The 14605-nt window shown below is 69.0% G+C and carries 9 protein-coding genes; 2 read left to right on the top strand and 7 right to left on the bottom strand.

Annotated features, from left to right (window positions below; translation table 11 throughout):
* Positions 1-31: 31 nt before the first annotated feature.
* From ACFOGJ_RS03390 to ACFOGJ_RS03370, 5 genes are all read right to left on the bottom strand, one after another.
* A complete protein-coding gene (locus tag ACFOGJ_RS03390; RefSeq protein ID WP_379898139.1) occupies positions 32-3391 on the bottom strand; it encodes a carboxyl transferase domain-containing protein in 3360 nt (1119 codons plus the stop codon).
* Between the two features lie 20 nt (positions 3392-3411).
* The gene (locus ACFOGJ_RS03385; protein ID WP_379898138.1) at positions 3412-4719 is read right to left on the bottom strand and encodes a TRAP transporter large permease; all 1308 of its coding nucleotides are present in this window, start codon (positions 4717-4719) and stop codon (positions 3412-3414) included.
* Between the two features lie 3 nt (positions 4720-4722).
* A complete protein-coding gene (locus ACFOGJ_RS03380) occupies positions 4723-5289 on the bottom strand; it encodes a TRAP transporter small permease (protein WP_379898136.1) in 567 nt (188 codons plus the stop codon).
* 41 nt (positions 5290-5330) lie between these two features.
* On the bottom strand, positions 5331-6470 hold the full coding sequence (locus ACFOGJ_RS03375; protein WP_379898135.1) for a C4-dicarboxylate TRAP transporter substrate-binding protein: 1140 nt from the start codon (positions 6468-6470) through the stop codon (positions 5331-5333).
* 85 nt (positions 6471-6555) lie between these two features.
* Entirely contained in the window at positions 6556-7164 is a 609-nt protein-coding gene (locus ACFOGJ_RS03370; protein WP_379898134.1) for a glutathione S-transferase family protein, read from the bottom strand.
* Between the two features lie 102 nt (positions 7165-7266).
* Here ACFOGJ_RS03370 and ACFOGJ_RS03365 point away from each other — a divergent pair, with 102 nt between their 5' ends.
* Both ACFOGJ_RS03365 and ACFOGJ_RS03360 read left to right on the top strand, forming a co-directional pair.
* Complete coding sequence (locus tag ACFOGJ_RS03365; RefSeq protein WP_379898133.1) at positions 7267-9501, top strand: glycosyltransferase family 2 protein; 2235 nt, start codon at positions 7267-7269, stop codon at positions 9499-9501.
* Positions 9502-9698: 197 nt separating this feature from the next.
* Positions 9699-10883, top strand: coding sequence for an acyl-CoA dehydrogenase family protein (locus ACFOGJ_RS03360; protein ID WP_379898132.1), 1185 nt, complete (start codon positions 9699-9701; stop codon positions 10881-10883).
* A gap of 114 nt (positions 10884-10997) precedes the next feature.
* Here ACFOGJ_RS03360 and ACFOGJ_RS03355 read toward each other — a convergent pair whose 3' ends face one another.
* Positions 10998-12758 carry a glycosyltransferase family 2 protein gene (locus ACFOGJ_RS03355; protein ID WP_379898131.1) on the bottom strand — a complete coding sequence of 587 codons (1761 nt, stop codon included), beginning with the start codon at positions 12756-12758 and terminating at the stop codon, positions 10998-11000.
* Complete coding sequence (locus ACFOGJ_RS03350; protein ID WP_379898129.1) at positions 12755-14545, bottom strand: glycosyltransferase family 2 protein; 1791 nt, start codon at positions 14543-14545, stop codon at positions 12755-12757. Before ACFOGJ_RS03350 ends, ACFOGJ_RS03355 begins: the two co-directional genes overlap by 4 nt.
* Positions 14546-14605 lie beyond the last annotated feature (60 nt).

Here is a 14605-nt window from a genome sequence, read left to right as displayed (position 1 = left end):
TCCCTCCCGTTGTCACGCAGGCGGCCTGGGCCTACCAGGCGTCGATCCAGGCGTGCTTCTTGCCGTCCCGCGGCGGCCCCTCCGGCGCCTGGTCGATGGAGCCCATGATCCAGGCGCGGGTATCGGCGGGGTCGATCACTTCGTCGATCTCGAACAGGGAGGCCGCGCTCAGCGCCTTGCCCTTGCCATACATCTCGTCGACCAGGCGCTGGTATTCCGCCTCCCGTTCTTCGGGGTCGGCGATCGCCGCCAGCCGGTCGCGGAAGCCCAGCCGCACGGCGCCCTCCAGCCCCATGCCGCCGAACTCGCCGGTGGGCCAGGAAACCAGGAACAAGGGCTTGTGGAAGCCGCCGCCCGCCATCCCCTGTGCGCCCAGGCCATAGCCCTTGCGCAGCACGACGGTGAAGAACGGCACGGTCATGTTGGCGCCGACCAGGAACAGGCGGCAGCAATGGCGCACCAGGCCGGTCTTCTCCGCCTCCGGCCCGACCATGTTGCCCGGCGTGTCGCAGAGGAACATGACCGGTATGTCGTGGGCGTCGCAGAGCTGCATGAAGCGCGCCGCCTTGTCCGCCGCCGGCGTGTCGATGGCGCCGCCCAGATGCTGCGGATTGTTGGCGATCACCCCCAACGGCCGGCCTTCCACCCGGATCAGGCAGGTGATCATGCCGATGCCGTAGGCGCGGCGCAGTTCCAGCACCGAGCCGGTATCCGCCATCAGGTCGATCGCGTCGCGCACCTCGTAGGTGCGGCGCCGGTTCTCCGGCACCACATGGCGCAGCAGCCGCTGGTCGGCGCAGTCCCAGTCCGCCACCGGCCCCTGGAAATAGGACAGGTACTGCTTCGCCACGGCGACCGCCTCCGCCTCGTCCGCGACGGCGATGTCGACCACGCCGTTCGGCACCTGCACCGACATCGGCCCGACCTCCTCCGGCTTGAAGACGCCGAGCCCGCCGCCCTCGATCATGGCCGGGCCGCCCATGCCGATGTTCGAATTCTCGGTGGCGATGATGACGTCGCAGCAGCCCAGGATCGCGGCATTGCCGGCGAAGCAGCGGCCGGAATTGATGCCGACCAGCGGCACCAGGCCGCTCAGGCCCGCCAGGTTGTGGAAGGTCGGCGTGTGCAGGCCGCCGGCGGTGATCACGTCGGTATCGCCGGGCCGGCCGCCACCGCCCTCAGTGAAGAACAGCAACGGCAGGCGCCGCCGGCGCACCACGTCCAGCAGGCGGTCGGTCTTCTCGTGGTTCTTCATGCCCTGGGTGCCGGCCAGGACGGTGTAGTCGTAGGACATCACCGCGGCGCGGCCGCGCTCGCCGGGGAACAGCTCGCCGTTGACCGTCGCCACGCCGGCCACCAGGCCGTCGGCCGGCGTGCGGTCGATCAGTTCCTCGATCGTGTTGCGCGACTGCCGGGCCGCCAGCACCAGGGAGCCGTATTCCAGGAAGCTGCCGGGATCGACCAGGTCGGCGATATTCTCCCGCGCGGTGCGCTGGCCGGTCTTGCGCCGTCGCGCCACCGCCGCCGGCCGCGCCTCGTCCCGGGTCTTCGCGATCCGTGCCAGCGTCTCCGCCAGGTCGGGGCGGATGTGATCGGGATCGACCTGGCGATCCTCCGCGGTGCCGCCATCGCCAACCTCCCCGGGCAGGACGAAGGCAAGCGCACCGCCCTCCGCCACCGTGTCGCCGATCGCCGCCGCCAGGGAATGGATGCGGCCCGCGGTCTCCGCCGCGACCACATGCTCCATCTTCATCGCCTCCAGCACGACGACCGGCTGCCCGGCGCGGACCTCATCGCCTTCGGCGACCAGCAGGCCGGAGACCGTACCCAGCAGCGGTGCGGCCAACGCGACTGTGCCTTCCGGCGCAGCCCGGGCGACCGCACCGGCGGCCACCGCCTCACCCGCCGCGGCCGCGGCATAGCGCACCGGATGGCTGTCGCCGGCCTGCGCCAGTCCCGCGGCATGGGCCTGCAGGAAGCCGGTATCGACGTCATTGGCGACAAAGGCCGGATGGCGCAGCAGGTTCTGCAGCACCGGGATGTTGGTCGCCACCCCTTCGATGCGGAACTCGCAGAGCGCGCGGTAGGTGCGCGCGACCGCATCCGCAAAATCGCCGGGCGCATGGCCGATCAGCTTCGCCAGCAGCGAATCGTAGTTCGGGCTGGCGCGAAAGCCGGCATGGCCGCAGGTATCGACCCGTACGCCGGGGCCGAAGGGGATCTCGAAGGCGGACAGGGTGCCGCCGGCCGGCTTCACCTCGCCCTGCGCATCCATGCTTTCCGCGTTGATGCGCAGCTGGATGGCATGGCCGCGGGGCGGTTCCGGGTCGCGGTCCAGGCCCAATTCGGCGAGGGAGGCGCCGCCGGCGATGCGCAGCTGCAGCTTCACCAGGTCATGGCCGGTGACCTGCTCGGTCACCGTATGCTCCACCTGCAGGCGGGGATTGGCCTCGATGAAGGCGAAGGCGCCATCGGCATCCGCCCCGTCACACCCGACGGCGTCGCGGTCGACCAGGAACTCGAAGGTACCCAGGTTGCGATAGGAAGCATGCCCGGCCAGCCGGCAGGCGGCGTCGATCAGGCGCTGCCGCAGCGCCGCATTCAGGCCCGGCGCCGGCGCGATCTCGACCACCTTCTGGTTGCGGCGCTGGATGGTGCATTCGCGCTCCCACAGATGCGCCACCGCGCCGCTGCCGTCGCCGACCACCTGCACTTCGATATGGCGAGCGCTGCGGATCAGCCGCTCAACATAAAGGTCGCCGCGGCCGAAGGCGCCTTCCGCCTCCGCCCGGCAGCGGTCAAAGGCGTCGGCCAGCGCCGCCGGGTCGGTGACCGCCCGCATGCCGCGGCCGCCACCGCCGGCCAGGGCCTTCACCATCACCGCCCCGCCCGGCCCCAGGTTCTCCAGAAACGCGGCCGCCTCGTCCAGGCTGGTAGCGCCGCCGGTGCCGGGCAGCAGCGGCACCCCGGCCTCCGCCGCGAGGCGTCGCGCCGCCGCCTTGTCGCCGAACAGGTCCAGGGTTGCCGGCGCCGGGCCGACGAAGGTCAGGCCGGCATCGATGCAGGCGCGGGCAAAACCGGCATTCTCGCTGAGGAAGCCATAGCCGGGATGCACGGCGTCGCAGCCGGCTTCCGCCGCCAGCGCGACCAGCCGCGCGGCGTCCAGATAGGCGCGCACGCCGGCCGCGCCGATCGCCACCGCCCGGTCCGCCTTGCGCAGGTGCAGGGCACCGGCATCGTCCTCGGCAAAGACGGCGACCGTCTCGATCCCCAGCTCCGCCGCCGCATGGGCGATGCGGATCGCGATCTCGCCGCGATTGGCGATCAGCAGCCGCCGCGGCAGGCCGCCGCCTGCGCTGTGCGTCGTCAGGTTGGGGGCAACCCCGCTCATTCCGTCCTCCGGTCGTCTCGTCATTCCATCAGGCCCGGCAGCCAGGTAATGATCCCGGGCACCGCGATCAGCAATGCGACCACCACCGCGTCCGCGGCCAGGAACCAGAGAATGCCCCGGAAGATCGTGGTCAGGCTCGCCATGTTGCCGACCACGCCCTTGATGACGAAGACATTGAGGCCGATCGGCGGGGTGATCATGCCGATCTCCAGGAACTTCACCAGGAAGACGCCGAACCAGATCAGGTCGATGCCGCTCTGGTCCAGCACGGGCAACAGCACCGGCAGGGTCAGCAGCATCGCCCCGATCGGATCCAGGAACATGCCCAGCAGCAGGTACAGGGCGGAAATGCCCAGCAGCAGCAGCAGCGGGTCGGCCTGCAGGCTGACCACGCTGTCGGCGATCAGCTCGCCCGACCCCGACAGCGCCAGGAAGCGGGTCAGCATGTTGGCGCCGACCGCGATCACGAACAGCGCGCCGGTGGTGGTCAGGGTCTCTACCACCGCCTCCCAGAAGGCGGACAGGGTGAGCGCCCGCTTCGCCAGGGCGATCACGATGGAGGCGAAGGCCCCCACCGCGCCGGCTTCGGTGGCGGTGAACAGGCCGATGAACATGCCGCCGATCACCACCACCAGCAGCAGCAGGATCGGCCAGGTCTCGCGCAGATGGTCCAACCGCTCCGACAGCGGCGGCGTCACCGGTTCGCGTGGCGCCAGCTCCGGGTTCAATGAGGCCCGCACCCAGATCAGCGCGATATACAGAAGCGCCGTCAGCGCACCGGCGCCGATGCCGCCGATGAACAGCTTGCTGATCGGCACCTCGGCGAAGACGCCGAACAGGATCAGCAGAATGCTGGGCGGGATCAGCGCGCCCAGAGTACCGGCGGCGGCGATGGTGCCGGTGGCCAGCGCCGGGTCGTAGCGCTTCTGCACCATCTCCGGCACCGCGATCCGGCCCATGGCGGCGGCGCAGGCGACGGAAGATCCGGTGACCGCGGCGAAGCCGGCGCTTCCCAGGACGGAAGCGATGGCCAGCCCGCCGGGCAGCCGCGCCAGCCAGGACCGGCAGGCCGCGAACAGCCCTTGCGTCAGGCCGGCGTGGTAGCAGACATAGCCCATCAGCAGGAACATGGGCACCGAGGACAGGGTCCATTTCGCCGCGAACTCGTAGGGCACCGCGGACAGGATGCCCCAGGCCGGCCGCGGGCCGATCAGCACCCAGATGCCAGCGAAGGAGACGGTGATCAGGGTGATCCCGATCGGCACCCGGGCCAGCAGCATCAGCACCAGGACGCCCAGGCCCAGCAGGCCGATGATCTCGCTGTCCATCGCTCAGCGTCCCGCGTGGCTGTCGCCGGCCTGCTCGCCGGGGATGCTGTCGTCGTCCAGCGGCACTTCGCCCAGCCCCCCGGCGAGGCCGGTCACCGTGCCTGCGAAGCGGTAGAACAGCACCAGCGCCAGCAGGCCGAAGCCGACCGGCAGCACGAAATAAGTCGGCCAGATCGGCATGACGATGCTCTGCTCGACGATGAAGGTGCCGGCGCGGGCGCGCTTCATCGCCTCGAACCACAGCTCCCAGGCGATGCCGGCGGCGACGATGCCGGCGAACAGGCAGACCGTGCCGCCGACCCAGCGCTGCCAGCGGGCGGAGAGATAGCGGAACAGGATCTCCACCGAGATGTGGCGGGCCAGCTTCTCGGTCAGCGCCAGCGGCAGGTAGGCCGCGATGACCATGTAGTAGTTGGCGACGAAGATGGAGGTCAGCGGCAGCGGCCAGGACAGGATGTTCTTCAGCAGAACGTCGGCGACGATCTGCAGCATCATCAGGATCACCGCGACCGCCCCCACCATCGTGGAGGCGGTCACGGCCCAGGACAGAATCCGCCCCAGGAGGGTCATGGCGCGATCCCCGCCGACGGCCGCTGCCGGTCAGGACCCGGTCAGTCCAGGCTCGCCGGGTCGACCTTGCTGAAGATCTCGCTGTTGTACAGTTCGCCGACGGCCTTCGGGTCGCTCTTGTCGATGCCGGCGACCAGCTTCTCCCACTTCGCCACCAGGCCCAGCATCCGCTGCACCTGGTCCTCCGCATCGGCGATCTGGTACTTGTCGCGGTTCAGCGCCGCCACCGTCTCCAGGTCCTGCTTACGGAACGCGGCGGAGGCCTCTGCCACTTCCGGCGACGGCTCGACCAGTTCGACGCCGACCAGGGACGGGTCCTTAAGGTAGCGCTGGTTCTCGGCCAGGTACTCCACCGTGGTGAAGCCGTGCGCGTCGCCGGCGGCCAGCAGGAACTGCTTCTTCTGCTCCGGGGACAGCTCGTCCCAGACGTCGCGGTTCAGGTTGAACAGGGAATTGCCGATATAGAGGCCGATCGGCGCGTCCAGCACATAGTCCGTCACCTCGCCGATCGACAGGCTCTTCAGCACGTCCATCGTGTGGGTATTGCCGTCCAGCTGGCCCTGGCTGATCGATTCGTAGACGTCGTTGGCGGAGACCACGACCGGGGTGGCGCCCATCGCCTCCACCCAGCGGCCGAACGGGCCGAAGCCGCGGAACTTCTTCGCCTTGAAGTCGTCCAGGGTGGCGACCTTCGGCTTCGACATCAGGTAGTACGGCCCGATCGAGGACAGCCCCAGGAAGACCTGGTTCTGGTTGGCATATTCCTTCAGGCAGGCGGCACAGGAGAACATGAACTCGTTCGCCGCACCGGTCATCACGACCGGGTCGGTGGAGGCGGTCGCCATGTCGACCACAAGGTTGGAGTTCGGGAACTCCGCCCGGTTGTAGGCGGGCACCACGAAGGCCACGTCGGCGATGCCGTCGCGCACCCCGGTCATCGCCTCGGCGAAGTTCAGCAGGCTGTTCGGGAACACCTTGCCGGTATAGGCGCCGTCGGTATTCGCCGCGACATTGTCGGCGAACTTCTGCATGCCGCGCACCAGGCCGTTGTCACCGGTCAGGCCGATCGCGATGCGCAGTTCCTCGGCCTGCGCCGGCACGGCCGCCGCCGCCCCGCCGATCGCCGCCATGCAGGCGGCCGCAATGGTCCCACGCAGCATCTTCCCGGGCCAGTTCTTCATGGCGCTTCCTCCGCTTTTGTCATTCTGGCCGGAGGCTATCGCAATTACTGGTCAACCAGCAAGTAAATTGCGGAGCGGGCGCCCGCTACAGCGTGTGCGCCCGCTGGAAGGCCGGGCGCTCCGCCAGCCGCTCGTACCAGCGCCGGATCGCGGGGGTGAAGGCTTCCTCGATGCCCAGCTCGGCCGACAGGACCAGGCAATAGCCTATGCAGATATCGGCCATGGTGAATCGGCCGGCGCAGAGCCAGTCGCGGTCGGCCAGCGCCGCCTCCACCGACCGCAGGCGGCCGAGATACCAGAGGCGGTAATCCTCTACGACCTGCGGGTTGCGGCGCTCCTCCGGCTCCAGCCGGCTGTAGCGGAGCACCAGGGTCTGCGGAAAGGTCAGGGTCGCATCCGAGCGATGCAGCCAGTTCAGCCACAGCCCGTAGTCCGGCTCGTCCGGGCGCACCGCCAGCTCGGTCGGCCCGTAGCGCTCGGCCAGGTACTGGCAGCAGGCGGCGGATTCGGTGAGCATGACCTCGCCGTCGATCAGCGCCGGCACGGTGCCCAGCGGATTGACCTCCTTGTACTCCTTGTGGAACACCCGCGGCGGGAACTGCAGGGTCACCAGCTCGTAGTCCAGCCCCATCTCCTCCAGCGCCCAGAGCGGCCGCATGGAGCGTGCGCGCTGGCAGTGATATAGCTTGATCATTCGGGCGGCTCCCCTTCGCATGCGTTCCGGCCGGTCGGTGCAACCGCGCCTTACTGCCGTCTCCTGCTCTGCCGATCAATCCCGATCCACGCCGCACGGACCATGACCCCGCCGATACAGCCGTTCTTCAGCATCGTCATCCCGACGCGGGACCGCACCCGCACACTGCCTGCCGCGGTCGATTCCGTGCTGCGCCAGGACTGCGAAGACTTCGAGCTGATCGTCGTGGACAATGCCAGCGCAATCGCCGCCACCCAGGCCCTGGCCGACCGACAGGACGACCGGCTCCGGATCCTGCGGGCACCGCAGCGTCTGGCCATGCACCGCAATTGGGAGTTCGGGCTCTCCGCCTGCCGCGGGCGCTACGTGATCTTCATCGGCGACGACGATGCCCTGATGCGGGACGGCCTGCGCCAGGCGGAAGCGCTGCTGCGCGACGGCGAGGCCGAACTCCTGTGCTGGCATCCCCACGACTACAAATGGCCGGACGCCGCCGCCCTGGCGGGCCAGATGGTCGTCCGCTTCGGCGAGCTTGCCGGCCCCCTCGACCTGAAGGCCCATCTGGCTGCGGCTTTCGCGCTGGACGCGGCGGAAGTCTACTTGACGTCGATTTATCATGGGGCGGTGTCGGCGCGGCTCATCGACCGTGTCCGCGACGCCCAGGGCGGCAGCTATTTCCGGGATCCGGTCTGCGACATCGAGTCCGAACTGCTGAATGCCTGGTACGGCCGGAGCGCGATTGTCACCCAACGCCCGGTCTCGATGAACGGCCATTCGGGCGCCAGCAACGGCGGCGCCAACGGCCGGCAGGAAACCCTGTCGGCAGCCTATGACCGTTTCGCGGCCGAAGCCGGGCTGACACCGCGCGACCTCACGCCCGGCAATGTCGACCTGCCCCTCTACCACGCCACGGTGGTCGCCGGCTGCCAGGAGCGGGTCCGGGCCCGCCACTTCCCGGACGAAGCACGCTTCCGCTATGACCCAGAGCGCCTGCTGCGCTGGATCATTGCCTCTTCCGCCAACTACGGCGGCGTCGACGACCAGGCCAGCGCGACGACCGTCGGGCAGCCCGACCTGCAATCCGGCTTCAGGCAGCTGGCAAACTGGCTGCGGATCACCCCGCCACCGATCCCCATGCCAGCACGACGCCCGATCCGGCGCCCGCACCGGGGCCTGCACCATCCGACGCCGGACGACACACGCCTGGTGATCGACACGGGAAGCTGCGGCATCGCCGATATCGGTGCCGCTGTCGCGCTCTGCCAGGCCATGCTGGAGCCTGCGGGAACAGTGGGTGCGCCGCCCTCGTCCTCGCAATCCGCACCGTCATCGCCGCCAACCCTGCCGAGCGCGGAGGAGATCGCCGCCCGGCTCCGCAACGAAGGCGAGCAGGCGGTCTTCGAACAGCTGGACAGCCTCCAGCAGGCAGGCTTCGAGGGCTGGGAGGGCTGGGACCATGGCGACACGACGGCCCCCCTTTATGTCCGCTTCTCGGCCAGGCGGGACTTCGCGGGTGCCCGCGCGCTGCATGACGAACTTACCCGTCGCGGCCGGCCCCTCTGGCCGGAAGCGATCGGCCGGCTGCGGGACGCCGCGATCGCGCGCGGTGTCCCGCCGGTGATGCTCGTCTCCCTGCCGAAGAGCGGCAGCGTTTATCTGCAGAACAGCCTGATCGGCATGCTGCGGGTCCCGCATATCCGGATCAGCCTGTCGCGCTTTCCGAACGACATGCTCCTGGATGAAGCGCTCCGCCTGTTCGCCGCCGGTGGCGCAGTCGCGCAAAGCCATCTCGACGCCAGCCGCGAGAACCTGGACGCCCTGGCGGCGGCCGGCATCCGGGCGATCCATGTCCATGTACGCGATCCCCGGCAAGCCACAGCGTCATGGACCGCCCATATGGCCAGCGAACTGACCGGCGAGGGTGCCTTCCTTCGGCACCTGACCGATCCACTGCCGCCCGCCGGCTTCGACCAATGGCCTCTCGACCGTCGCCTGGAATGGCATGCGGCGAACCACTACCCGGCCTGCCTGCGCTGGATCCTGCAATGGGTCCGGGTGGCGGAGCAGGACAGCCGCTTCAGCATCGGCTTCACCGACCAGGCGGTGCTGCGGTCGGCGCCGCTGACGGTCCTGCGGGAACTGCTGGCACATTTCGGCGCGGATCCCGCATCGGTGACCGAGACGGCGCTGCGGCCGGCGCAGCGGGAAGGTATCGATCATTTCCGCCAGGGCACGAACGACGAGTGGCGGCAGCTTTTTCCAGGGGCTGTGCAGGCGTGGATGAACGACCTGCTTCCGACGCAGCTGCGAACACGCTTCGGCTGGCCGGAAGCCTAGCGGGGATCGCGGGCGGTGGATGAGATCGTTGCGATTGCGGGGCGACGCCTGGAAACGGCGGCAGTGCATCTGCCGGGATTGGGAAGACGGAACCGTTTGACCGGTGAGCCCGCCCGGGCATAACGAATGGCATCCGCCCGGACGGCCTGTCTGCAGACCTTCCCGGCCGGACGTTCAACGAGGAAGGAAGTGCCGCCATGCTGTACGGCGAGGAACATCGGGAACTGCAACGCTCCCTGATCCGGTTCATCGACACCGAGGTCAATCCCCATGTCGACGACTGGGAAGAGGCGGGGATCTTTCCCGGGCATGAGCTGTTCGGGAAACTCGGCAGGCTCGGCTTCCTCGGCGTCTGCAAGCCGGTCGAATATGGCGGCCAGGGTCTCGACTATTCCTACGGCCTGGCGATGGCGGAGGCGCTGGGCCATATCCGCTGCGGCGGCGTGCCGATGGCGATCGGCGTACAGACCGACATGGCGACGCCGGCGCTCGCCCGCTTCGGCTCCGACGAGCTGCGGAAGGAATTCCTCGCCCCCTCGATCTCCGGCGACTATGTCGCCTGCCTGGGTGTGTCGGAGGTCGGCGCGGGTTCCGACGTCGCCTCGGTGAAGACCACCGCCCGCAAGGATGGCGGCGACTACATCATCAACGGCGGCAAGATGTGGACGACCAACGGCACCCAGGCCGACTGGATCTGCCTGCTGGCAGGGACCGGCGGGGACGATGTCCACCGCAACAAGAGCCTGATCTGCGTGCCGATGAAGACACCGGGCGTGACCGTCGCGCGCAAGCTGGACAAGGTCGGCATGCGCTCCTCCGACACCGCACAGATCCATTTCGAGGATGTCCGCGTGCCGCAGCGCAACCGCATCGGCGAAGAGGGCATGGGCTTCACCTACCAGATGCTGCAGTTCCAGGAGGAACGGCTCTGGGGCGCGGTGGCGAAGCTGCTGCCGATGGAGCGCGCGATCCAGCAGTGCATCGACTATACCCGCGACCGCATCGCCTTCGGCCAGCCCATCCTGCACAACCAGGTGGTCCATTTCCGCCTGGCGGAGCTGAAGACCGAGGTCGAACTGCTGCGCTCGCTGATCTATCGCGCGGTGGAGGAATATGTGGCCGGGACCGACGTCACCGAGCTCGCCTCGATGGCGAAGCTGAAGGCCGGACGGCTGGGCCGCGAGGTCGCCGATGCCTGCCTGCAGTACTACGGCGGCATGGGCTACATGAACGAGACGCCGATCTCCCGCTTCTGGCGGGACAGCCGCCTGACCTCGATCGGCGGCGGTGCCGACGAGGTTATGCTGACCATCATCTGCAAGCTGATGGGCACCCTGCCCGGCCGCAAGAGCAACCGCGGCGGCACCACCGGCGAGGCGTAGGAACGCCGGCGGGCAGCTGCCCCGGCTGGCAGCTGCCCCCGCAGGGGCCGGGCGCGACAAGCGCGCCGCGTCCCTGTGGGCCAATGTCCCCGACCGGATTCCGCGCCTCCGGCCTCAGCCGTCCCTCGCCAGCGGGAGTTCTCCATGACGCAGGCTCCAGGCAAGGCCGCGCAGCATCAGATCCCAATGCTGCGGCCGCCAGGCGAAGTATGTCGTGTAGACCTCGGACTGCGCAGGCATGCCGGCCACCAGCGCAGGCGTCGCGGCGAACGTCCAATAGACGTCGCGGAATTCCGGCCGCTTCAGGCGTGCCAGAAAGCGATCGCGGCAGGCGCTCACGACCTCCGGATCGGTGCCGGCTGTGCGCGTATAGTCGGCGTCATAGACGCTCATCACGGAAAGCCGCGCCGGCACCATCGCCAGGCCGTGACGGGACAGAAGCACGAGGCCGGTAAAGAAATCCGCGAACGGTCCGAGACGGGCATCGAAGCCACCCGCTTCCAGCACCGCATCGCGACGCATGGCCCAGGCTGTTCCGAAGGACAGGCGACGGCAGCAAAGCCGCTCCGGCACCTCGCGCGGCGCAAGATAGGGCGGCAGGTTGCCAAGATTGCTGCCGCCATGGTCCATGCGTTCCGCCGGTCCCCGCCGTTCGATCTCCACCATGGCCACCGCGGTCTCGCCCATGGCCATGGCGGCAGCCGGCTGTGCGGCAAAGGCGGCCGCAAGGCGGGCAGCGGCTTCCGGCAGCAGAAGATCCTCGGCCGCCGCCCAGGTCACATATCCTGTCCGCAGCTGCTCCACTGCCTTGGCAATACTCGCAATTTCGCCAAGCCGGCCGTCATTGCTCAGCACTGCGACCCCTGGGCGATCCGCTGCGAAATCCATCAGGATCTGCCGGCTGTCGTCTCTGGACCCATCGTCGACAAGCAGGATCTGGTCGAATGGACGTTCCTGACTCGCCAGACCTTCCAATGCCCGTCGCAAAGATCCGGCCTGGTTGCAAACCGACAGGACCAGGCCGAATTCCGTTCCGGGCGGCGGCAGGGCGGCAGGTTCCGGCGGCGCCGGATCGTATTCGGGCATCGCCCAGCGGGGCGTTCCTGCCGGCAGCCCGCCGCGGTCCTCCAGGGCGCCGCGCAGCAGGGGCAGGATGTCGACGGGCCGGAAGTCCCGCACCAGCCGTGCCAGTGCCATAGATATTTCTGCGCCGCCGGCCAACCGCTCACTCGGCAACACCACGCCTTCGGGAGACCGGCCGCGGAGGGCTGTTTCGATAGCCGAAAGCACCTCGCTGCGGAGCGCGGTGAGCGGCCAGGCACGAGGTTCGAACAGAAAGCCCGCCGCCGCCCCATCCGGCGGCTTGCCCGACCGCGCACCGCGGACCAGGACCATATCGCCGGGCGCCAGCGACAAGGCATGTCCGGTCCCGGTCCCTGATCCGGCATCGTCGAGCGGCAGCCAGATAGCCAGGGCATCGCGATGAGGCGGCGTTGGCGGCGGAGGACCGCAGCCCAGCCATGCATCCTGCAGGATATAGGCGCCGCCCAGGATCGCCTGCACCATCTGGTAGGCGATAGGCGCAGGCAGAATGTCGGTCAGCGACCGGCCGGGATACAGGCGTGCGAAATCCGAAGCGGAAAGCCTTGCACGCTCTCCGGGCAGCCGCGCCGCAAAGCTCGCCACGACAGCAGGTGGCACGGCCCCGCGTACGACCACATGCCCTTCGCGGTCGATGCACGTGGCAATCGCAGCCGCATCGATTGCCGGAAAAGGTTCCGCCACGACCGGGGGCGTTGCCGAAGCCGAGCCTGCCAAAGGGACGGAGGCTGCCTCGCGCTGGGCGTCAGGCGACATGCCATCGTCCGCCATCATGGCTCGGCTCCGCTGCCAGGTACCGACCCGCCGCGCATTCCACCGTGCCGCTCCCCCCACCACAGGCTTCTGACCAGCAGGTCCCAATGGTGCGGCCGGTGAACCAGACGGCTGGCGAACGGGTCGGCATCGCAACAGATCTCATGAACCAGGCCCGGCGTCGCGGCCAGCCGCTGGCGAATATCCATCGCCTCGGACGTCAACAGCCTGTCAAGCATGGCATCGGTCTGCGCAGCACTCCGTTGAATGCCTCCGCAACTTCGCCCCCGGCGACCCTCCGGGTCGGCGGGCATGACCGCCAGGCGCTGCGGCACCAGTGCCGCACCGAAGCGCAACAGCACGTGCAGCAGAGCGGAAGGATCCGCCGGCGACACATCCTCCGCCTGAAAGCCGCCGACACGATCAAGGGCTTCGGTGCGGACGATCCAGGCGGCACCGAACCGCAGGCCGCGACAGGCAAACAGCACGGGGAGCTCCCACGGGTTCAGCCGTTCAGGCAGGTCTGCCAGATGGTTTGCAGCGCCGGCCAGGGACGCTGCTCTTGCGGGCCGCCTTCCATCTCCGGACAAGATGCCTGTCTCTCCCAGCAGCAGCCCTGCCCGCGGACAGCGCACCGCGGCTGCCGCCAGGGCGTGCAGCATGCCCGGCATCATCCAGCCGTCGGCCGCAGCCCAGGCCAGATAGTCCGTGGCCAGTCGTTCCTGTGCCTCGCGAAGGCTCGCGGAGGGCCCCAGGGGCGTCGCGTTTCGCAGCACCTCCGCCCCCGGCCGCCCCCGCGCGAATGCGGTCAGAAGGTCGTGTGTGTCGTCGTGTGATGCGTCATCGACCAGGACGATCCGGTCGAAAGCGCGCCACTGCCCGGCAATGCCGGCGAGGGCCTGCGGCAGGTCACCGGCCTGGTCGCGCGCCACCATGCACAGCCCGAAACTGGCCCCATGCGCCGGCGACAACGCAGGCGCAGGAACAATGGGCCCGTCCCGCTCCGGCATCGGCCAGGGTGGGTTGCCGTCAGGCACAAGCCCGGCTGCTCCCAATGCCTCGCGCAACTGTGGCAGCAGCTGCGACGGCAAGGCCTGCTGCAGGATCTCTCCCAGGACCGTCTGCAGCCGTCCGGTCGCCGCGGCGGCGTCCATCCCCCGCACCCGTGCGAGCATGATACCAAGGCCGACAAGCTCCTGCAGCCTTGCCAGATGGAGCTGGAAGGCGGCGGCACCGCCGCTGTCGCGCGATCTGCCGGGGGCGAGGGCGGCGGGACGACCGGCGAAGGTGAGCGCCAGGCTGGCGCCCGGCACGCTCGTCGCGGCGGCGACGGCGCTCATCGGCATTCGCGGTTCCTGCAGCAGCAACACATCGCCCGGCTGCATGCTGCCCGGCGCCCCTCCCTCGGGTACCTGCAGGGGAAGCCAGGCCTGAAGTCCCGCGGCGGCCCATGATTTCCCGGCAGCCGAATCGGAGGGCCCGGCCATCACCAATGCGGAATCGCTCAGCCGGTATCCCGGGCCCAGCAAGAACTCGAGCAGGCGATAGCCCATCGGCGCCGGCCAGGAGACCAGTACCGAGCGGTCGGGCGAAAGCCTGTCGAAAAGCTCCTGCGGTACGATCCGGCTGCCGTCGCCGGCCATCTGTGGTGCGGCGGCGTTCGCGACCTCGGACAGGAACTGAAGCTGTGCCGGGGTCACAAACCCACGCAGCACGGCATGACCATGCTGCAGCAGGGCGTGGCGCAGCGGAGGACCGTCCGCCGCGCAATCGCCGAAGCGCATGTCGAAAGAAGCGGCTGGGCTCATCGGACCAATTTCCAGTCGTGCCGCCAGCACCGCGCCTCACGGCCTTCCCGGGTCTGCGTC

This window comes from Marinibaculum pumilum, assembly GCF_042646425.1.
Lineage (GTDB): Bacteria > Pseudomonadota > Alphaproteobacteria > Ferrovibrionales > Ferrovibrionaceae > Marinibaculum > Marinibaculum pumilum.
Note: the sequence above shows the minus strand (reverse complement) of the source record. Positions and strands in the feature narration are given on the sequence as shown.

What these genes read in the sequence shown, in the direction of transcription:
- ACFOGJ_RS03355 (WP_379898131.1), bottom strand. Translation starts at nt 12,758, where the DNA reads ATGATGGCGGACGATGGCATGTCGCCTGACGCCCAGCGCGAGGCAGCC.
- ACFOGJ_RS03360 (WP_379898132.1), top strand. Translation starts at nt 9,699, where the DNA reads ATGCTGTACGGCGAGGAACATCGGGAACTGCAACGCTCCCTGATCCGG.
- ACFOGJ_RS03390 (WP_379898139.1), bottom strand. Translation starts at nt 3,391, where the DNA reads ATGAGCGGGGTTGCCCCCAACCTGACGACGCACAGCGCAGGCGGCGGC.
- ACFOGJ_RS03365 (WP_379898133.1), top strand. Translation starts at nt 7,267, where the DNA reads ATGACCCCGCCGATACAGCCGTTCTTCAGCATCGTCATCCCGACGCGG.
- ACFOGJ_RS03385 (WP_379898138.1), bottom strand. Translation starts at nt 4,719, where the DNA reads ATGGACAGCGAGATCATCGGCCTGCTGGGCCTGGGCGTCCTGGTGCTG.
- ACFOGJ_RS03370 (WP_379898134.1), bottom strand. Translation starts at nt 7,164, where the DNA reads ATGATCAAGCTATATCACTGCCAGCGCGCACGCTCCATGCGGCCGCTC.
- ACFOGJ_RS03380 (WP_379898136.1), bottom strand. Translation starts at nt 5,289, where the DNA reads ATGACCCTCCTGGGGCGGATTCTGTCCTGGGCCGTGACCGCCTCCACG.
- ACFOGJ_RS03375 (WP_379898135.1), bottom strand. Translation starts at nt 6,470, where the DNA reads ATGAAGAACTGGCCCGGGAAGATGCTGCGTGGGACCATTGCGGCCGCC.
- ACFOGJ_RS03350 (WP_379898129.1), bottom strand. Translation starts at nt 14,545, where the DNA reads ATGAGCCCAGCCGCTTCTTTCGACATGCGCTTCGGCGATTGCGCGGCG.